At 66.2% G+C, this 22970-nt stretch carries 2 protein-coding genes; both read left to right on the top strand.

Annotated elements, in window-relative coordinates; all coding sequences use genetic code 11:
- Position 1: 1 nt before the first annotated feature.
- Entirely contained in the window at positions 2-6538 is a 6537-nt protein-coding gene (locus I6F20_RS09550; RefSeq protein WP_225125888.1) for a non-ribosomal peptide synthetase, read from the top strand.
- Positions 6531-22967, top strand: a complete 16437-nt coding sequence (locus I6F20_RS09545) for a non-ribosomal peptide synthase/polyketide synthase (protein ID WP_225125887.1) — start codon at positions 6531-6533, stop codon at positions 22965-22967. Before I6F20_RS09550 ends, I6F20_RS09545 begins: the two co-directional genes overlap by 8 nt.
- Positions 22968-22970: the final 3 nt, after the last annotated feature.

The following is a 22970-nucleotide window of genomic DNA, read 5'->3' as shown; positions in this document are numbered from 1 at the left end:
CATGGCTGACACGGCAAAGCCGAGCTTACGCGATCTGGATCCCCAGCAGATGAGAAAGCTCGTCGCGCTGGCCAGGAATCGTGGCCGGAGTGACGCCAGTGCCATTCCGGTGGTGGCGCGGAGCGGATCGTTGGAAATGTCCTTTGCGCAGCAGCGGCTCTGGCTGCTGGCGCAGCTCGATGGTACGAATTCCAGCTATCACGTTCGCGGAGCATTGCGGCTTACGGGCGAGCTCGATCTCGAAGCCTTGCGTCGCAGCATCGACCGTGTGTTCGCGCGCCACGAAGCCCTGCGCAGCGTCTTTCGCGTAGTGGACGAACAGCCGCGCGTGGTGCTGCTGCCCACGGATGCGCGTGTGCCGCTGCTCGAACATGATCTGAGTAGCCGGAACGATCGCGAGCAGGAGCTGGCGCGCCTCTGCCGCGAGGAGGCCGCGACGCCGTTCGATCTCGCCGCAGGACCGTTGGTCCGCGGTCGCCTGATCCGGACGGCGGAGCGAGAGCATCTCTTCTTGTTCACCCAGCATCACATCGTCTCCGATGGCTGGTCGATCGGCGTTCTGGTGCGCGAGCTCGGCGCTCTCTACCGGGCATTCGCCGCTGGCAAGGACGATCCTCTGCCGCCATTGGCAATCCAGTATCCGGACTATGCCGTCTGGCAGCGGCAATGGCTGTCGGGCGAACGCTTGCAGCGGCAGGTCGACTATTGGCGAGAAGCACTCGCGGACGCTCCTGCCGTGCTTGAATTGCCGACGGATCGGCCGCGTCCGCCAATCAGGTCGCTCGCCGGGGCGTCCCTGCCGATCGAGATCGATGTGGAGCTGGCCTCCGGCATCAGGCGACTGAGTCAGTCGCATGGCGCCAGTGCTTTCATGACGGTGCTGGCGGCCTGGGCAGTGGTGTTGTCGAGACTCTCCTCGCAGACCGATATCGTCATCGGGACTCCGACGGCCAACCGAAATAGGCCGGAGATCGAGGGCCTGATCGGATTCTTCGTCAACATGCTGGCTGTCCGCGTTGATCTCTCGGCGGAGCCCAGCGTGGCCGAACTGCTCCGCCGCGTGCGCGCGGCGGCGCTCGCGGCGCAGGATCATCAGGACCTACCGTTCGAGCAGGTCGTCGAGATCGTCCAACCGCTGCGACGGCCGGAGCAGACACCGGTCTTCCAGGCCGTGTTCGCCTGGCAAAACAACGAGAGGGGGCCTCTCGAGTTGCCCGGCCTCAAAGCCGAGATCGCTGATATTCCGCTGCAACAGGTCAAGTTCGATCTCGAGCTCAATCTCGGCGAGATGGACGGGCGCATTGTCGGCTCCCTGAATTATGCGACGTCGCTATTCGACGAAGCGACGATCACGCGCCATCGGGGCTATCTGTTGACCGTGCTGCGGGCGATGATCTCCGATGCGGACCAGGAGGTCGACCGGATCGATATCATTGGTGCCGATGAGCGCAGGCGCGTTCTCGACACTTGGAACGAGACGGCCACGCCGTTTCCCTCCGAAAGCTGCATTCAAGATCTGTTTGCGGAGCAGGTGAGAAGGGCGCCGGACGCCATTGCGCTGGCATACGAGGACGTTCGTCTGAGCTATAGCGAGCTCGATGCGCGGGCGAACAGGCTTGCGCGGCACTTGATCACCTTGGGAGTGGTGCCGGATCAGCCCGTTGCGATCTGCCTGCCGCGGGGCATTGCAATGGTGGTGAGTCTGCTGGCCGTGCTGAAGGCGGGCGGCGCCTATCTGCCGCTCGATCCCGCTTATCCTGCGGAGCGGCTACGTCAGATTGTCGACGATGCCAGGCCGCGCCTGCTGATCGCAGACGCCACAGGACGCGCGATCATTCCAGATGGGACCTGCGAGATGGTCGACCCCGACGCAGACGCAGGGCTGGCGACGTCGGATGCGAGTGTTCTCCTCGAAGGCCTGACTGCGCGAAGCCTCGCCTACATCATCTACACGTCCGGCTCGACCGGTCGGCCGAAGGGGGTGATGGTCGAGCACCGTGGCCTGGTGAATTTGGCGTTGGCGCAGCGGGCATTGTTCAACATCAATTCGAGCAGTCGCGTCGTGCAGTTTGCCTCGCTCAGTTTCGATGCCAGCATCTGGGAAATCGTCATGGCCCTGTGCTCGGGCGCCGCGCTGTTTCTGGCCGGCACGCGCGAGCATCAGGACACCGCGGCATTGTTCGGCTATCTCGCGGACAATGCGATCACGCATGCGACCCTCCCGCCGGCGATGCTGCAGGGGCGGACCGATCTCGAACGGCTCGCCTCGTTGCGGGTCCTCGTTCTTGCCGGTGAATTGCCCAAGGCCGAGCTGGTCAAGGGATTGCCTGCTGACATCGCCGCCTTCAACGGTTACGGGCCGACGGAAGCAACGGTCTGCGCAACGAGCTGGTTGCGGCATCGGGACTTTGACGACGACGCGGCTCCGATCGGTCGTCCGCTGCCGAATGCGCGGATCTATCTCCTGGACCGGTTCGGTGCGCCCGTTCCGCTCGGTGCCGTCGGCGAAATCTACATCGGCGGGGTCGGAGTCGCGCGCGGTTATCTCAATCGCGCCGATCTGACGGCAGAGCGCTTCGTGCGCGATCCCTTCCGCGGCGATGCGGATGCGCGCATGTACCGCACCGGCGATCTCGGCCGCTATCTCCCGGACGGCAACATTGTGTTTCTCGGCCGCAACGACTACCAGGTCAAGATCCGCGGCTTTCGCATCGAGCTCGGTGAGATCGAGTTTCGGCTCAACGAGCACGCCGACGTTGCCGATTCAATCGTGCTGGTGCAGCGCAATCATGGCGGCGACATGCGGCTGGTCGCCTATGTGGCCGCTAGGGGGGGCGTAAGGCGCGATGGCGGAGAGCTTGCCAGCGCGTTGCGCGATCACCTGCGTGCGTGTCTGCCGGACTACATGGTGCCGTCAGCGTTCGTAAGTCTCGATGCACTCCCGCTCACGCCGAATGGCAAGGTGGACCGCAAGGCGCTGCCGGCGCCGGAGAACGATGCATATGCGCGGCGCCGTTTCGAACCGCCGCGAGGCGAGGTCGAGCAGATTGTCGCAAATATCTGGGCCGAGCTCTTGGGCGTCGATCGGATCGGACGCAGTGACCACTTCTTCGAGCTCGGCGGCCACTCGCTGCTCGCAGTGCGCATGCTGGAGCGATTGCAGCGGCATGCGCTGAGGGCGGATGCGCGCATGCTGTTCGCGAAGCCGGTGCTGGCGGAATTTGCCGCCAGCCTCGATGGCGGCGTAGAAGCCGACGTTCCGGTCAATCAGATCACCCGGCAGACGCCGGCGATCACACCGGAATTGTTGCCGCTGATCACGTTGACGCAATCCGACATCGACAGCATCGTGGCCGACGTTCCTGGCGGCGTCGCCAACATCCAGGATGTCTACGGCCTCTCGCCACTTCAGGATGGCATTCTCTTCCACCACCTGCTGTCGAAGGAAGGCGATCCCTATCTGCTGGTCGGCCGAATGGCATTTGCCAGCCGCGACCTGCTCGATCGCTATCTCGACGCGGTCCGGCAGGTGGTCGCCCGTCACGACATTCTGCGAACGTCTATCGTGTGGAGCGGACTGTCCACGCCGGCACAGGTGGTTTGGCGGCAGGCGTCCTTGGTCGTCGACGAGGTTGTGCTGGATGGCGAAGGCCCTGGGGATGAGCAGCTCGCGCGACGATTCGATCCGCGTTTGCATCGGATCGATCTCGGACGGCCGCCGCTTTTGCGATTTGCGGTCGCGGCCGATCCGGGTGGAGAGCGCTGGCTGCTTTTGGTCCTGCTGCATCATTTGATTGGCGACCACTCCACGCTCGAAGTGATGCACGACGAGGTCGGGAAGATCCTGTCCGGGCGGAGCCACGAATTGCCGCCGCCTTATCCGTTCCGGAATCTGGTGGCACAGGCGCGCGGATCGGCGGCGACCGTGGAGCATGAGCGTTTCTTCCGCGGCATGCTCGCCGACATCGACGAGCCGACCACACCGTTTGGACTGGACCGGGTGCACGGCGACGGTGCCGGTATTGCCGAAACCCGGCTGATGCTGCCCGAGAGCTTGAACGCAAGGCTTCGTGTGCAGGCGCGGCGGTTGGGCGTCAGCCTGGCCAGCCTTTGCCATCTCGCCTGGGGGCAGGTGGTGGCGCGAACCAGCGGGCGCGAGCAGGTGGTGTTCGGGACTGTTTTGTTCGGTCGCATGCAGGCTGGCGCCGGCGGCGATCGCACCATGGGCCTGTTCATCAATACCTTGCCGCTGCGGCTCGACCTCGACGACACAGCGGTCGAGGACAGCGTCCGTGATGCGCATGGTCGGCTGACCGAGCTGATGGCGCACGAGCACGCCTCGCTGGCGCTTGCGCAGCGATACAGCGGCGTCACGGCGCCCGCGCCGCTGTTTAGCGCGATCCTGAACTACCGGCACAATGCGATGCCGGCCGATTTGGCTGCCGGCAGAGAGCACTCCGGCATCGAATGGCTCGGTGGTGAAGAGCGCACCAATTATCCCGTGATGCTGGCGGTCGAGGATTATGGCCAGGCGCTTGGCCTGACCGCCCAGATCGTCCATCCGTTCTCGGCCGATCGCATTTGCGCCATGATGCAGCAGGCACTCGATCAATTGGCCGATGCGCTGGATCGCGCGCCGCGTGCGCCGGTCCGGCAGCTCGACATTTTGCCCCCCGACGAGCGGCAGCTGTTGCTGGAGACGTGGAACCGGACGCAGGCGCATGATCGGCGACAGTCGTTGATCGAGCAATTTGAAGCACAGGTCCGGAAGTCACCTGAGGCGATCGCGCTGGTGTTCGGCGAGGCGGAGCTGAGCTATGCCGCGCTGAATGCGCGCGCCAACCGGCTGGCGCGACGATTGCGGGATCACGGCGTCGGGACCGAAATCGTGGTCGGGCTGGCGCTCGACCGCGGCGTCGAGATGCTGGTCGCGCTGCTGGCGGTGCTAAAAGCCGGCGGGGCCTATTTGCCGCTCGATCCGGATTACCCGCCGGAGCGGCTGGCGCATATGCTGCGCGATAGCGGCGCGGCGCTGGTGCTGACGCAAGAGGGATTGCACGATCAGTTCGCAGCCATCCTGGCGGAGACCGGCGCGGAGGCCTGGTTCGTTGATGGACAGGACGGCGAGGGCGGCGATGCCGGCAATCTCGATGTTGCCGTTCACGGCGAGAGCCTCGCCTATGTGATCTACACTTCGGGCTCGACCGGCCTGCCCAAGGGCGTGATGGTTCGCCATGACGCGGTGTCGAACTTCCTGGCGACCATGGCGGAGCAGCCCGGCATGTCGGCCCGCGACCGCGTGCTCGGCCTGACCTCGCTGTCCTTTGACATCGCGGTGCTGGAGCTGTGGCTGCCGCTGACGATTGGCGCCTGTGTGGTGCTGGCGGATCGCGCGGCCGCGCATGATCCCGCCGGGCTCAAGGCGATCGTGCAGCGGCACGGCGTGTCCCTGATCCAGGCCACGCCGTCGACCTGGCGGATGCTGCTCGATCATGACGGCCCTGCGCTGCCGGCCAGCTGCCGGGTGCTGTGCGGCGGCGAGGCGCTGCCGCCGGACCTGGCGCGGCGGCTGGTGGCCCAAGCCGGCGAGGTCTGGAACCTGTACGGCCCGACCGAGACCACGGTGTGGTCGGCGCGCCATCGGCTCGATGCGGTGGATGATCGTCCGCTGCTCGGCCGCCCGATCGGCAACACCACGCTCTACGTTCTCGACGGTGACCTCAACCTCGCGCCGGTCGGCGTTGCCGGCGAGCTCTATATCGGCGGGAGCGGGCTCGCCCGCGGCTATTGGCAGCGCGGCGCCCTGACGGCGGAGCGCTTCATCCCCGATCCGTTCGGTCCGCCGGGCGCACGGCTGTACCGTACCGGCGACGTCGCGCGGTGGCGGTCCGACGGCGTGCTCGATTATGTCGGCCGTGCCGATTACCAGGTGAAGATCCGCGGCTTCCGCATCGAGCTCGGCGAGATCGAGGTACGGCTGCAGGCGCAGCCGGGCGTTCGCGCGGCCGTGGTGGTGGCGCGCGAGGCCGGCACCGGCCGCCAGCTGGTCGGCTATGTCAGTGGCGAAGCGCTGGATGGCGCGGCGCTCAAAACAGCGCTGTCCTCGGTGCTGCCCGACTACATGGTCCCGGCGCGGATCGTGGTGCTGGAGCGTCTGCCGCTGACGCCGAACGGCAAGATCGACCGCAAGGCATTGCCGGCGCCGGATCAGCTCGCGCCGTCCGCCCAGCATGTGGCGCCGCGCACGCCGGCGGAGGCTGCATTGGCCGCGATCTGGGCCGATCTGCTGCGCCAGCCCAATATCGGTGTCACCGACAATTTCTTCGAGCTCGGCGGCGATTCCTTGATCGCGGTCCAGCTCGTCAGCCGCATCAAGCGGGATCTCGGCCACGACCTGCCGCTCAATCGTCTGTTTGAATTGACGACCGTTGAAACCATGGCTGCTGCGCTGGGCCTGGAGAGCGAGATCGACAAGCGAAGCGACGACATCGTAGCGATGCTCGACCTGTTGAAGGAAGTCGAACTGTCCCATGAGTGACACGGCAACCACGCAAAAGCAGCAGCTGCGCGACATTTCACGGCGCTTGATGCGTCTCGATTCCGGCAAGCAGCACGCGTTCGTGTCGCAGCTCGCGGCGAAGGGCGTCAACCTCGCCATGCTGCCGATCGTGCGCCAGGAGCGAAAGCGGGCGCCGCTGTCCTTTGCGCAAGCGCGCCTCTGGTTCCTGTGGCGGATGGATCCGTCCAGCGCGGCCTACAACATATCAGCGACGGTGCGCGTGCGCGGCCAGCTGCAACCACGCGCATTGCAACAGGCGTTCGATATGCTTGTCGCCCGCCACAGCGCGCTTCGCACCGTCTTTCGGCAGGAAGGGGAGCAGGCCGAACAAGTCATCCAGGTTCCGCAGCCGGCCGCATTGCGGCACCTGGCCCTCGATGGCGACGACCGCGAACGGCAGGCGCGCGAGCTTGCGCCGCAGGAGGCTTCGCTGCCGTTCGATCTCGAGGCCGGCCCGCTTATGCGCGCGACGCTGCTGACGCTGGACGAGGGCGATCACTTCCTCGTCGTCAGCCTGCACCATATCGTGGCCGACGGCTGGTCGATGGGCGTGCTGGTTGACGAGTTCTGGAAACTGTACGCGGCATTCGCTTGCAGTGAAGAACCGGCGCTGCCGGAGCCGGAGATTGACTATGCCGACTACGCCGAATGGCAGCGGCTCTGGATGAGTGCGGTCGATGGCGAACGGCAGGTCGGCTACTGGACCAGGCGTCTCGCCGATCCGGCGGTGCTCCAGCTGCCGATCGACCGGCCGCGCCCGGCGGTCCCGGATCTGGCGGGATCGGCACATCGCATCCCGCTCGACCCGGCGCTAGCCGATGGCTTGCGCGGGCTCGCGCGGCGGCATCGCACGACCCTGTTCGCCGTCCTGCTGGCGAGCTTCAAGCTGCTGCTCTATCGCTACACCGGGCAGTCCGACATCAACATCGGCGTGCCCGTCGCCAACAGGCATCGCGGCGAAGCGCGCGGCGTGATCGGTCTGTTCGTCAATACCCAGGTGCTTCGCACGCAGATCGACGGCCGCGCGGCGATCGCGGACTTCATTGCGGCGGTTCATGCGGCCACTGTCGAGGCACAGGAAAACCAGGACCTGCCGTTCGAACGTCTGCTCGAAATCCTTCGGCCCACGCGCAGCCTGAGTCAGAATCCACTGTTCCAGGTCCTCTACAATCACCAGCGCCGTCGGGCGTCGGCTAGTCCATCGGATCGGACCGGTCTCCAGATCGAGACGATCGATACGGAGGTCGATGCCGTCAAGTTCGACCTCGCGCTCGATACCGAGGAGGGGCTGTCAGGCGAAATCCGCGCCGTCTTTACCTATGCGGCGGCGCTGTTCGAAGCGGCGACGATCGAGCGTCTTGCCGCGCATTGGACCACGACCCTGAAGGCCATGGTCGCCGACGACGCGCAAGGGATCGCCGATGTGGCGTTGCTGTCCGAACAGGAACTGGGGCAGTTGCGGCAATGGAATCGCGCCGACGAAACGGCAAGCTCATCGTTCATACCGGTGCATCGGACGGTTGCACGGCTGGCTGCCGAAACGCCCGACGCGCCGGCGCTGGTCTTCGGTGACGATGAAATCAGCTATGCCGAGCTCAACCGCCGCGCCAATCGGCTCGCGCACCACCTGATCCGCCTCGGTGTCGGGCGCGACGACCTTGTCGGTGTCTCGGCACGGCGTTCGCCAGGCCTCATTACAGCGCTGCTCGCCATCTTGAAGACGTGTGCAGCCTATCTGCCGCTCGATCCCGAGCATCCGGCCAGACGACAGGTCGGCACCCTGCGCGATGCCGGCGCGCGTGTCGTGCTGGTCGACGCAGATAGTTCGGCGTTAACGCCGCCGCCAGCTGGCGTTGTGGTCGTTCCGCTCGGTGCGATTGATCTCGCCAAGGAGAGCGAAAGCGATCCCGAGATCGCGGTGGTGCCAACCAGCCTTGCCTATGTGATCTACACCTCCGGCTCCACCGGCATCCCCAAGGGCGTCGCGGTCGAACACGGTCCGTTCGCCATGCACTGCGAGGTGACGGCCGGGCTCTACGACATGGATCGGCACTCGCGCGAGCTGCACTTCCTGTCCTTCACCTTCGATGGCGCCCATGAGCGGCTCTGGACCGCACTGACCTGCGGCGCGGCGCTCGTGATGCGGGATGCGGACCTGTGGTCCGCCGAACAGACTATCGAGGTTCTGCGCCGGCAGCGCGTCACCAATGCCGGATTCCCGCCCGCCTACCTGCAACAGCTCGCTGATTTCGCGATGTGGCGTGGCGATCCGCCGCCAGTCGAGTTGTACTCGTTCGGCGGCGAGGCGATGCCAAAGGCCGGCTTCGACAAGGTCAAGCGCGCGCTCAAGCCGCGGGCATTGATCAACGGCTACGGGCCGACCGAAACCGTGGTGACGCCGCTGGTCTGGAAGGTCGATGCGAGCGAGGAGATCGACGGCAATTATGCCCCGATCGGTCGCCCGGTGGGCCGCCGCTCGGCGTACATCCTGGACAATGATTTCAACATCGTCCCGGTCGGCGTGACCGGTGAACTGTTCATCGGCGGCGAGGGCTTGGCGCGCGGTTACTGGCAGCGCGCCGAGCTGACGGCCGACCGCTTCGTCCCTGATCCGTTTGGCGCGCCGGGCGCGCGGCTGTATCGCACCGGCGATCTGGCGCGGTGGCGCGCCGATGGCGTCATCGAATATGTGGGCCGGACCGATCATCAGGTGAAGATCCGCGGCTTCCGGATCGAGCTCGGCGAGATCGAGGCATGGCTGATGCGGCAGGCCGGCGTGCGGTCGGCCGTGGTCGTTGCCCTTGAAGCCAGCGTCAGCCGTCAGCTGGTCGGCTATGTCGCCGGCGATGGGCCGTTCGACGAAGCGGCGATGCGTGCGGCGCTCTCGGATGAGCTGCCCGACTACATGGTGCCGGCCCGCATCGTGCGATTGGACCGGCTGCCGCTCACCGCGCACGGCAAGGTTGATCGCGACGCCCTGCCGGCGCCTGAGATGCCGGCCGCAACCACCGCGCATGTCGCGCCGCGCTCCGCAGCCGAGACGGTGCTCGCTGCGATCTGGGCCGAGCTGCTCGGCCAGCCCGCCATCGGCGCCACCGACAATTTCTTCGAGCTCGGCGGCGATTCCATCATCTCGCTGCAGCTGGTCGGTCGCGCGCGCCAGGCGGGCCTGCTGATCGAGCCGCGTGACGTCTTCCGGCATCAGACCTTGCAGGATCTGGCGCGCGTGGCGCGGAGTGAAGACAAAGCGGAGATCGTCGCCGCTGAGATCGATCTCGACGGCCGCGAGCACCTGCTGCTGCCGATCCAGTTGCGGTTCCTCAGTGAGGATGCAGGGGACCGTCATCACTGGAATCAGGCCGTCCTGCTGATGCCGAAGTCGCGGCTCGACTGGAAGCTCGTCGAGCTCACGCTTGCCGCTCTTGTCGCGCATCATGCGGCCCTGCGCCTGCGCTTCGAGGAGATTGATGGCGGTTGGCGCGCGACCTACGGCGCTACACCGCCAACGTCCGAGCTGCTGTGGATTCTTGGTGACCTCCAGGATGCCGCCGCAGTCACGAAGGTCGCCTCACAAGCTCAGGCCAGCCTGTCGCTGGCCGGGCCGCTGTTGCGTGTGGTCGGCATGGATCTCGCGGACGGCAGCCAGCGGCTTCTGGTGGTGGTGCATCATCTCGTCATCGACGGCGTGTCATGGCGTGTGCTGCTCGAAGACTTTGCGACGGCGTACGATCAGCTCCGCCAGGGCGCGGCTTCAGTCGCACTGGCGAGGAGCGACTCTTATGCATCCTGGGGCGCGCGATTGCAGGCCTATGCTGCAACCGACGAGCTGGCAGCCGAGCTCGACTATTGGCTGGAGCGGGGATCGCATGCGGCGTTTCCCTGCGATGACGATCATGGCGGGGTCGACCGGGTTGCAGACGGCGAGGAGGTCCTGCTGGCGTTCGACGCCGGATTGACCACGCGGCTGCTGAAGGAAGCCCCGTCCGCCTACCGCACCCAGGTCAATGATCTCCTGCTGGCGGCACTTGCGCGAGCCGTGTCGCGCTGGGGCGGGATCGAGGACGTCGTCGTTGAGCTCGAAGGCCATGGCCGCGAGGACGTCTTTGCGGGCGCCGATGTGTCCCGCACCATCGGCTGGTTCACCACTGCTTTTCCGGTGCGGCTGTCGGGTAGCTCCGAGGACGATGCCTCTCTGATCAAATCCATCAAGGAGGAGCTTCGGGCCGTTCCCAACCGCGGGCTGGGGTACGGCATCCTGCGCCATCTCGGCACCGAGGCGCAGCGGAGCGCCCTGGCGACACGCCCTGAGCCGCGCATCGTCTTCAACTATCTCGGCCAGTTCGATTCCAGCATGGGAGAGAGTGCCCCGTTCCGCCTCGCGCCCGAGAGCTCCGGGCCGATGCGCAGCGACAGCGCGCCGCTCGGCCGCTGGGTCAGCATCAACGGTCAAGTCGGGGAAGGACAGCTGCGCCTGTCGTTCAGCTATGGCCGCAGGCGTTACCGGCGCGCAACGATCGAACGTCTCGCCGAGCATTACGCGGCTTCCTTGCGCGAACTCGTCGCGCATTGCACGGGCGGCGCCCGCGGCATCACGCCGTCGGACTTCGCCTTGTCGAACCTGAAGCAGGCTGATCTCGACGCACTGGTCGCAACGATCGACTGCCGCGAGATCGAGGACATCTATCCGCTGTCGCCCATGCAGCAGGGCATGCTGTTCCATGCCCTTCGTGATGGCGAGAGCGGCAATTACGTCAACCAGATCGGCCTGGAGGTCCGTGGTCTCGAGGCCGGCAGGCTGCGCGCAGCCTGGCACGAGATCAGCTCGCGCCACGCCGTGTTGCGAACCGGATTTGCGTGGCGCGAGCTGTCGGGGGCCGCGCAGCAGGTGGTCTATCGCTCTGCGCCTTTGCCATTCGAGGAAGAAGACTGGCGCTCGCGGGCGGCCGCCATGGAAGAGGAGGAGCTGCGGGTTGCGCTCGCGGGTATTGCGCAAGCCGAACGTACCAGGGCATTCGATCTGTCTCAGGCGCCATTGCAGCGGGTCCGGCTGATCCGGCTCGACGAGGCACGCCACTGGCTGATCTGGACCCATCACCATATCCTGCTCGACGGCTGGAGCGCCGCGCGTCTCATGGCTGAGATCCTGCAGCACGAACGCGGTGCGCGACTATCGGCCGTGAAGGGCCGCTACCGCGACTACATCGCGTGGCTGCAAAGGCAGGACCGCGACGCGTCCGCGTCGTTCTGGCGATCGGCCTTGGCCGAATTGGACGAGCCCAGCTTCCTAGCGGACACGCTGGGAGGACCTGCGGCCAACGGTGCTTCCGGCCATGGCTCGTCGGACCTGCTGCTCACGGCCGACCTGACGGCAAGCCTGCAAGCCTTTGCGCGGCGCGAGCGCGTCACGCTGAACACGCTGGTGCAAGGCGCTTGGGCGCAGCTGTTGCGCCGCCACACCGGTCAGCGCGCGGTCTGTTTCGGTGCGACGGTCTCGGGCCGGCCGGCGGAGATCAGCGGGGCCGAGGAGATGGTCGGCCTGTTCATCAACACGCTGCCCGTCGTCGATCAGGCAAGCCCGCAAACCGAGATCGGAGCGTGGCTGCGCGATCTCCAGGCGCGCAACACGGATCTGCGCGATCACGGCTGGATGCCGCTGTACGAAATCCAGCGTCTTGCCGGCCGTTCCGGACGCGCGTTGTTCGACAACATCCTCGTGTTCGAGAACTATCCGATCGATCAGGCGCTGCGGGGCGAGAGCGAAAGCGGACGCCGGTTCGGCCGGGTCGAGCAGGTCTCGATCACCAACTATGCGCTGACGGTGGCGGTCTTTGCCAAGCCCGACGGCATCAATCTGGGCTTTCGCTACGATCGCAGCCGCCTCGACCACGATCATATCAGATATCTGCAAGCCTCGCTGTCGCAACTGCTGGCCAGGATCGTGGCGGACGCCTCGCGGCCGCTGGGCGCGCTGGACAGCCTCGATGCCGATGAGGAGCAGAGATTGCTCGGCTGGGGCGGCAGCGCCGAGCGGGCACCGAAGCTTGGCGACACTATCGTCGCGCAGATCGAAGCCCGGGCCGCGGCTTCGCCATCGTCGATCGCGTTGATCTTCGGTGAACGGCAGATCAGCTATGGCGAGCTGAACGCGCGTGCCAATCGCCTGGCATGGCGGTTGCGGGAGCACGGGATCAGTCGCGACCGGCTGGTCGGCTTGGCGCTCGAGCGCAGCATCGAGCTGATCGTCGGCGTCCTGGCCGTGCTGAAGGCCGGAGGCGCCTATCTGCCGCTCGATCCCGACTACCCGTCCGATCGCCTGCTCCACATGCTGCGTGATAGCGGAACGGCGCTGGTGCTGACCCAGGAGCGGCTGCTTCCGCATCTGGCGTCTGTGATCACGGATGCGGACGTCGAGGCCTGGACAATCGACGGCGAGGCTGAAGCTCGGATCGGCGCGCCTGCCGGCAATCCCGACCCGGCGCTTCATCCGGACAGCCTCGCTTATGTGATGTACACGTCGGGCTCGACCGGCGTGCCCAAGGGCGTCGCCTGCTCGCATCGCGCACTTGCGGCCCGTCTCAGCTGGATGCAGGCGGAGTATCGTCTCGATCCTGCCGAAACTTTGTTGCACAAGACCCCGTTCAGCTTCGACGTCTCGGTTTGGGAGATATTGTGGCCGCTCGCAGCCGGCACGCGGCTCGTGATCGCGGCTCCAGGCGCGCATCGCGAGCCGCGACTCCTGGTGGACGCCGTCATCGCCCATGACGTGACGACGCTGCACTTCGTGCCGCAGATGCTCGAGCATTTCGTGACCGAGCGCGGCGCGACGCGCTGCGCCTCGCTGAGGCGCCTGTTTGCTGGCGGCGAGGCGCTGTCGCTCGATCTGATGACGCGTGTGCGTGCGGCGTTCCCCAATGTGCGGTTCGACAATCGCTACGGTCCGACCGAGGCTCTCATCAACGCCACCTATTGGACCTGCCGCGACGAGGGTGGGACGCGCGTGCCGATCGGACGACCCATTCCCGGCGTGACGATCCGCATCCTCGACACCGATCTGAACATGGTTCCGGCAGGCGTGACCGGCGAATTGTTCATCGGCGGGGCCGGTTTGGCGCGGGGCTATTGGCGGCGCGAGAAGCTGACGGCGGAGCGCTTCATTCCCGATCCTTTCGGGGGGGAAGGCGAGCGGCTCTATCGGTCGGGAGACCTGGCGCGCTGGCGCGCTGATGGCGCGATCGACTATGTCGGACGCGCGGATCACCAGGTCAAGATCCGCGGCTTCCGCATCGAGCTCGGCGAGATCGAGGCGCGGCTGCTCGAGCAGCCCGGCGTTCGCTCCGCCGTGGTGGTGGCGCGAGAGGTCGGCGCCGGCCGGCAGCTCGTTGGCTACGTCAGCGGCACGGCGAAGTTGGAAGAGGCTGCGCTGCGGACAGCGCTGTCGGCCGTCCTGCCGGATTACATGGTGCCGCCGAGAATTGCCGTGCTGGAGCGGCTGCCCTTGATGCCGAGCGGCAAGGTTGATCGCCAGGCGCTGCCGGCGCCCGACATGGCCCATGGCCATGCGGATCATCAGGCGCCACGCACGCCTGCGGAGATCGCCTTTGCGGCGATCTGGGCCGAGCTGCTCGGCCGGCCGGCCGTCGGCCTCACCGACAATTTCTTCGAGCTCGGGGGCGATTCCATCATCTCGCTCCAGATGGTGAGCCGCGCCCGGCGCGCCGGATACCTGATCGAACCGCGTGACGTGTTTCAGCACCAGACCTTGGAGGCTTTGGCGCTTGCAGCGCGTTCGCAACAGCGCGCGGGCACGCTCGCCGACCAAGGGCAGGTCACCGGCCCGCATCCGCTCTTGCCGATTCAATCCCGCTTCTTTGCGGAGGACATGGAGAACCGGGATCATTGGAACCAGGCGGTGCTGTTGCAGCCGAGAGAGCGTCTCGACTGGAACGTGATGCGGCGCGCACTCGCCGCCGTGGTCGATCATCATGATGCACTGCGCCTCCACTTCGAGGAGAGGCAAGGGAACTGGTGTGCCGAGCACGGCGCTGCTGTGGGCGCGGAGGACCTGCTCTGGGTCCGGCAGGCGGCCGGCCGCGATGCCGTGACGGCGCTGGCATCGTCGGCGCAGGCGAGCCTGTCCATCTCCGAGGGCAGGCTTTTGCGAGCGATCGGCATCGATGTCGCCGACGGCAGCCAGCGTTTCCTGATCGTGATCCACCATCTCGTGGTCGACGGGATGTCATGGCGCATTCTGCTGGAGGACATCGCCGCAGCTTACGCGCGGTTTGGAAACGGCGACGCCACGGTTGTGCTTCCGCCCAAGAGCCACGCCTACGCACTGTGGGGACAGCGCTTACGGACCTACGCATCGTCCCCTGAACTGGCGGCGGAATTGCCTTACTGGGCCAGCCGCGGCGCGCATGCGGACATTCCCTGCGACGACGATCATGCCGACCTCGATCGCATGGCGGATGCCGATGAAATCCTGCTGTCGTTCGAAGAGCAATGGACGCGGCGCCTGCTGACGGATGCGCCATCGGCTTATCGTACGCAGATCAATGATCTCCTTCTTGCCGGCCTTGCACGCGCCGTCTGGCAGTGGAGTGGGCAGGACGACGTTCTCGTCGAGCTGGAGGGGCATGGCCGCGAGCCTCTCGCTGGCGATCTCGACCTCTCGCGCACGGTCGGCTGGTTTACGACGGCTTTTCCCGTGCGGTTGGCCGGTGGCTCGGAAGATCCTTCGTCATTGATCAAGACCGTGAAGGAGGAGCTTCGCGGCATTCCCGGCCGCGGGCTGGGCTACGGCGTATTGCGCTATCTTGGCTCCGAAGAACAACGTTTGGCGCTATCGCATGCCGGCGAGCCGAAGATTGCGTTCAATTATCTCGGCCAGATCGACGGAGGCGACGAGGCGGCGCTGTTCAAGATGGCAGCGGAAAGCGCCGGCCGATCGCGGGATGCATCGAGCCCGCTGCGACGCTGGCTGACCGTGAACGGCACGGTGCGCGATGGTCGGTTGTTTCTATCGTTCGGGTTCGGCCGCAAGCGCTATCGGCGCGAGACGGTCGAGCGGCTGGCCGCGTTGTACGAGGCTGCGTTGCGCGAGCTGGTCGATCACTGCACCGGCGGCGCTTGCGGTCTGACACCATCGGACGTGGCGTTGTCGGGGCTGGGTCAGACCGAGCTCGACAGGCTTGCGCTTGATTGGCGCGAGATCGAGGACATCTATCCATTGTCGCCGATGCAGCAAGGCATGTTGTTCCATGCGATGCATGACGGCGAGAGCGGGCTCTACGTCAACCAGGTCGCGGCGGAGATCCGTGGGCTGGAAGCCGGAAAGCTGCGCCGCGCCTGGCAGGCAGCCAGCGATCGTCACGCGGTGCTGCGGACGGGATTTATTTGGCGTGACCTGTCCGGCGCGCCGCAACAGGTCGTCTATCGACGGGCCGAAGTGCCCTTTATCGAGGATGACTGGCGAGCACGGAGTGCGACGTGGGACCAGGCGCAACTGGATGCGGCGCTGGCCGACGTTTCGCGGCAGGAGCAGGCCGCCGGGTTCGACCTATCGCGACCACCCTTGCAGCGGGTCCGGCTGATCCGGCTCGGCGCCGACAGGCATTGGCTGATCTGGACGCATCACCACATCCTGCTCGACGGATGGAGCTCGGCGCGTCTGATCGCCGAGGTGATGCAGCATAATGGCGAGGGACGTCTGCCGGCGCTGCATCACCGTTATCGCGACTACATCGCGTGGCTGAAGGCTCGCGACAGCGACGCCTCGGCGGCGTTCTGGCGCAATGCGACGGCAGAACTTGACGAGCCGGGTTTCCTGGCAGACAGCCTGGCTGACCGGTCGGGCGCGCAATCGTCAGGCCACGGCACCCTCGCGCTGGAGCTGGATGCGGCTCTGACCGGACGCTTGCAGGAATTCGCGGCGCGCGAGCGGATCACGATGAACACGCTGGTGCAGGCGGCATGGGCGCAGTTGCTGCGGCAGCATACCGGGCAGGGGACGGTTTGCTTCGGTGTCACCGTGTCGGGCAGGCCGCCCGAGCTCGCCGGCGCCGAAGAGATGGTCGGCCTGTTCATCAACACGTTGCCCGTGATCGACGGCGTCAGCCCGCAGCAGGCCGTCGGTGCATGGCTGCGCGAATTGCAGGATCGCAATCTGGCCCTGCGCGAATTCGGCGCCACGCCGCTCTATGAGATCCAACGGCTGGCAGGGCGCCCCGGACGGCCGCTATTCGACAGCATCCTGGTGTTCGAGAATTACCCGGTCGACCGCGCGCTGATCGGACAGAACCGGCAGATCCAGGTCGGCGAAACCCGGATCGTCGAGAGCAGCAATTATCCTTTGTTCGCCAGCATCGGCGTCGATGAGCGCCTGCGCCTCGTCTTCAACTATCAGCGCAAATATTTCGACGAGGCTCAGATCGCACGGCTGCAGCGAACCTTTGTGCGGCTGATCGAGGCGCTGAGCATGGATGCCGATCGACCGGTCGGGATGATCGCGGCCCGCGACCCCGCGGATGACGTCCTGCTTGCACGGGCGAACGATACGCGCCGGGATGAACCGCGCGAAGGGATCATTGCGCAGTTCGAGGCACAGGTCCGGAAGTCGCCGCAGGCGATCGCGCTGGTGTTCGGCGAGGTGGGGCTGAGTTACGCTGCGCTGAATGCACGCGCCAACCGGCTGGCGCGACGATTGCGGGATCACGGCGTCGGGACCGAAATCGTGGTCGGGCTGGCGCTCGACCGCGGCGTCGGGATGCTGGTCGCGCTGTTGGCGGTGCTGAAGGCCGGCGGGGCCTATTTGCCGCTCGATCCGGATTACCCGCCGGAGCGGCTGGCGCATATGCTGCGCGACAGCGGCGCGGCGCTGGTGCTGACGCAGACGGAGTTGCGCGATCAGTTCGCCGCCGTGCTGGCGGAGACCGGCGCAGAAGCCTGGCTCGTTGATGGACAGGACGGCGAGGGCAGCGATGCCGCCAATCTCGATGTCGCCGTTCACGGTGAGAGCCTCGCCTATGTGATCTACACTTCGGGCTCGACCGGTCTGCCCAAGGGCGTGATGGTCCGTCATGACGCGGTGACGAACTTCCTGGCGACCATGGCGGAGCAGCCCGGCATGACGGCCGCCGACCGGGTGCTTGGCCTGACCTCGCTGTCCTTTGACATCGCAGTGCTTGAGCTCTGGCTGCCGCTGACGATCGGCGCCTGCGTCGTGCTGGCGGATCATGCGGCCGCGCATGATCCCGCCGGGCTCAAGGCGATCGTGCAGCGGCATGGCGTCTCCCTGATCCAGGCAACGCCGTCGACCTGGCGCATGCTGCTCGATCACGACGGTCCTGCGCTGCCGGCGAGCTGCCGGGTGCTGTGCGGCGGCGAGGCGCTGCCGCCGGATCTGGCGCGGCGGCTGGTGGCCCAGGCCGGCGAGGTCTGGAACCTGTACGGCCCGACCGAGACCACGGTGTGGTCGGCGCGCCATCGGCTCGATGCGGCGGACGATCGTCCGCTGCTCGGCCGCCCGATCGGCAACACCACGCTCTACGTTCTCGACGGTGACCTCAACCTCGCGCCGGTCGGCGTTGCCGGCGAGCTCTATATCGGCGGGAGCGGGCTCGCCCGCGGCTATTGGCAGCGCGGCGCCCTGACGGCGGAGCGCTTCATTCCCGATCCCTTCGGTCCGCCGGGGGCGCGACTGTACCGCACCGGCGATGTGGCGCGGTGGCGATCCGACGGTGTGCTCGATTATGTCGGCCGTGCCGATTACCAGGTGAAGATCCGCGGCTTCCGCATCGAGCTCGGCGAGATCGAGGCACGGCTACAGGCGCAGGATGGTGTCCGCGCGGCCGTGGTGGTGGCGCGCGAGGCCGGCGCCGGCCGCCAGCTGGTCGGCTATGTCAGTGGCGAAGCGCTGGATGGGACGGCGCTCAAAACGGCGCTGTCCTCGGTGCTGCCCGACCACATGGTCCCGGCGCGGATCGTGGTGCTGGAGCGCCTGCCGCTGACGCCGAACGGCAAGATCGACCGCAAGGCCTTGCCGGCGCCGGATCAGCTCGCGGCGTCCGCCCAGCATGTGGCGCCGCGCACGCCGGCGGAGGTCACATTGGCCGCGATCTGGGCCGATCTGCTGCGCCAGCCCAACATCGGCGTCACCGACAATTTCTTCGAGCTCGGCGGTGATTCCATCATCTCGCTGCAGATGGTGAGCCGCGCGCGGCGCGAAGGCGTGCTCATCGAGCCGCGCGACGTGTTCCGGCATCAAACCATCGAGGCGCTGATTGCGTCGTCCCGAGATGTCGAGCCCGACAAGGAAGACCGCGCATCGGAGCGCGGTTCGCTGGCGGGACTCTCCAGCGAGCAGCTCGAACGGCTCGGTCTGAACTGGAGCCGCGTCGAGGACGTCTATCCGCTGTCGCCGATGCAGCAGGGCATGCTGTTTCACAGCCTGCGCGATGCCGGCAGCGGCGTTTATGTCAACCAGGTCAGTGTCGAGATCCGGGGCCTCGACCCGGAACGGCTCGGCACAGCGTGGCGCGAGGTGAGCGCGCGTCATCAGATGCTGCGGACCGGCTTCCTCTGGCGTGAGCTCTCCGGCTCCCCGCTGCAAGCCGTCTATCGCGACGCCATCGTGCCGTTCGCAGAGGAGGACTGGCGAGGGCAGGCGATCAGTGATGAAAGAATTGCGGCGGCTCTTGCCGATGAGCGCGCCGCCGAGTTCGATCTCCAGAGGCCGCCGCTCCAGCGGGTGCGGGTGTTGCGCCTCCAGGACCACCTGTATCGGCTGATCTGGACCTATCATCACATCCTGATGGACGGCTGGAGCTCGGCAAGGTTCGTCGGAGAAGTCCTGGAGTGCTATTACGGCGGCGCTGCTGCCGCGAACGCGACGCGCTACCGCGACTATATCGCCTGGCTGCAGGCGCAGGACGCCAAGGCTGCCGAAGCTTTCTGGCGTGAACAACTCAGGAGCTTTGATCAGCCAACGCAGCTCGCCGACGCCTTCGGCGCGCGCCGCCATCAGGCATCCGGCCACGAACGCTGTTACACGCGTCTCGGAGAGGCCGCGACCGCGGAGCTGAAGGCGTTCGCGCGCCGCGAACGGATCACGCTGAACACCGTCGTCCACGGCGTGTGGGCGCTGCTGCTGCAACGCTATACGGGCCAGAACACAGTCACATTCGGCGTAACCGTGGCCGGTCGTCCGGCCGGTCTCGACGGATCGCAGCAGATGCTCGGGCTCTTCATCAACACGCTGCCCGTGATCGATACGATTCCGCCCGAAAGCCCGATCGGTGAATGGCTCCGCGCGCTGCAGGACCGCAATTCGGCGATCCGGGACTACGAGCACACGCCGCTCTATGACATCCAGGGCTGGGCCGGCCGCGCCGGTCAGACCATGTTCGACAGCATCATCGTCTTCGAGAATTATCCGATCGAACGCAGCATGCACCGCGGTGCAGGCGGGTTGCAGTTCAGCGGTCTGAAGAATGTCGACGTGACGAACTATCCGATGGACCTCTCGGTGCTGGTCGAAGACACGCTTCAGGTCGAATACACCTATATGCCGAGCCATTTCACCGCGGTGCAGGCGACCCAGATCAAGGTGCAGTTCGAGCACTTGCTGGCGGAGCTGACGCGGGATGCCGCGGCCTTGCTTGGTAGCATCGATCCCGTCACGGAGCTCGATGCCGCTCTTGCAGATCGTTGCAATCGGCACGCGACGTCAAGCGCTCCCCTGCCGCTGGTGCATGAGGCGATCAGCAGCCATGCGCGGCGTTATCCGGAGCGGACGGCGCTGACCATCGGCAGCTCGGTGCTCTCGTTCGGAGACCTCGAGCGCAGGGCCAACCGCCTGGCGCATCACCTGATCGCCCGGGGGCTCAAGCCCGAGCAGCGCGTCGGCGTGGTGGTCGAGCGAACTGCTGCCACGATGATTGCGTTGCTGGCCGTGCTCAAGGCGGGTGGGGCCTACGTTCCACTCGATCCCGAGCTGCCCTCGGAGCGGCGCGCGTTCGTCATGCGCGATGCCGCAATCGCATTCCTGTTGACGGGTCCGCTCGAAATCGAGGGCAGCCCGGACGGCATGGAGCGAATTTCCTTGTCTTCGTTCGAGTTCGACGCGGGACCGGACCATCCGCCGCAGCCCAAACTGCATCCGGAAAACCTTGCCTATTTGATCTACACCTCGGGCTCGACGGGGACGCCAAAGGGCGTCGCTGTCGCCCACGGACCGCTGGCGATGCACTGTCGCGTCACGGGCAGCCTCTACGAGATCGACGAAAGCTCCTGCGAGCTGCATTTCCTATCGCTGGCCTTCGACGGCGCTCATGAGCGCTGGCTCACAGTTCTGTCGCATGGCGCACGGCTGTTGATGCGTGACGCCGAATTGTGGACGCCGGAACAGACCGTCGAGAACCTGCACGCCCATCGCGTCAGCCATATCGGATTGCCGCCGGCCTACCTCCAGCAGGTCGCCGATTGCGTCGAGCAGAGCGGCAATCCACCGCCGGTCAAGCTCTACTCGTTCGGCGGCGAGGCGATGCCGAAGGCGGGCTTCGACAAGGTCAGGCGCGTTCTCAAGCCACGCATTCTGATCAATGGTTATGGTCCGACCGAAACCGTCGTCACGCCGCTGGTCTGGAAAGTCGATGGCGCGTCGGAATGCGACACGCCCTACGCGCCGATCGGCGTGCCGGTCGGAGATCGCCGTGCCTACATTCTCGATGCCGCGCTCGACATTATTCCCGCCGGCGTCGCCGGCGAGCTTTATCTCGGCGGCTTTGGGCTGGCACGGTGCTATCACGGCAAGGCCGGTATGACCGCAGAGCGCTTCGTGCCTGACCCATTCTCGTCGGCCCCGGGAGCGCGGCTGTACCGCACCGGCGATCTGGCGCGGTGGCGCGAGGACGGCACCGTCGAATATCTCGGCCGCAGCGACGACCAGGTCAAGGTCAACGGCTTCCGGATCGAGCTCGGAGAGATCCAGACCTCGCTGCTTCGTCATGAGGCGATTGCGCAGGCGGCGGTGGTGGCAGTGCCGAGTGCAGCCGGAAATCAGCTCATTGCCTATGTCGCGCCGAAGGCGGCAGATGACGCCGCGCCTGATGCGGCCGAGACGCTGGTCGAGCGCTTGACCGGTTTCCTGAAGCTCGTCCTGCCGGCCTATATGGTGCCGGCTCGGATCGTGGTGCTGGAGCGGTTGCCGACATTGTCGAGCGGCAAGATCGACCGGCGTGCATTGCCGGCTCCCGATGCGTCGATGCGGAGCTTCTTCCCCCCGCGAACCCCGGCAGAGATTGCAATGGCGCGCCTGTGGTCCGAGATCCTGGAGGTGCCGCAGGTCGGCGTCACCGACAATTTCTTCGAGCTTGGCGGCAATTCAATCCTGTGCCTCAAGGTCGTGGCGCGGGTCCGTCAGGACAAGACGTTCGGGATCGAGATCAAGCTGCGCGATCTGCTTCAGAAGCCGACGATCCGCGCCTTGCTCGCCGGCAGCGCCACCGCGGCGTCCGCCGTCGCATCCGCGCCATCGGCGCTGCTGCCGCTGAATGCCGCGGTTCGCGGCGTGAACCCGGTCTTCGCTGTGCATGGCGGCTTCGGCACAGTGTTCGACTACGGGCCGCTGGCGCGCCGCCTCGAAGGGCACCGGCAGCTGATCGGGCTGCAATCGAGAATGCTGGTCGATCCCTCGTGGACCGACGCCTCCCTCGAAGCCATGGCCGTGGACTACGCGGCCGAGATCCGGCGGATGCAGCCGCGCGGTCCCTATAGCCTGGTCGGCTGGTCCTTGGGAGGACTGCTGGTCGGTCTCGTCGCGGCCGAGCTCGAACGCGGCGGTGAGCGCGTCGATCGTCTCGCGCTGGTCGACAGCTTCGTGCCGCGGCAGCCGGACGGATCGAACCGGCAGGAGTCGATGGCACACTGGGCCGACGATCTCGCAGGATTGCTGTCGGCGGTTCTTCCGAGCGCTGCGGCCTCTCGCATCAAGGCGCAGGTCGAGGCAGCGAAACGCGCTGATTTGCCGGAGACGCCGGAGCGCATCCGCGATCTGGTCGCCTCTGCTGTGGAGCAGAGCAGGAGCGTGAGAGCGAACGACGCCTCGCTCGGCGCCGATGATTTGTCCGCTGCATTCGCAGTCGGACGGCACCTCAACAGGCTGGCGCAGAACACAGCGCTGCCGCGGGGCCTGGAAGCCACGCCGCTCTGCTGGTGGACCTCGACCCGTCTGGCACAGCGTGATCGGCTGGAATCGCAGATGCCGAAGGCGGTCGATCGCGGCTTCGTCGGCGACAACCATTTCACGATCCTGAGGGATGCCGGCCTGCTCGGTGAGATCTGCGGTCTGCTCGTGCCGGCGGAGGCGTCGACGATCGCGCAGGATACGGTCCCGGAGCCAGCGGAGTAAGTC

Source organism: Bradyrhizobium sp. IC3123, from assembly GCF_020193625.1.
In the GTDB taxonomy this organism is placed as follows: domain Bacteria; phylum Pseudomonadota; class Alphaproteobacteria; order Rhizobiales; family Xanthobacteraceae; genus Bradyrhizobium; species Bradyrhizobium yuanmingense.
The sequence above is the reverse complement of the archived record's forward strand: the minus strand, read 5'-3'. Positions and strand labels throughout refer to the sequence as shown.

Bases quoted from the DNA above. Each gene is read 5' to 3' on its own strand.
- I6F20_RS09550 (WP_225125888.1), top strand. From the start codon at position 2: ATGGCTGACACGGCAAAGCCGAGCTTACGCGATCTGGATCCCCAGCAG.
- I6F20_RS09545 (WP_225125887.1), top strand. From the start codon at position 6,531: ATGAGTGACACGGCAACCACGCAAAAGCAGCAGCTGCGCGACATTTCA.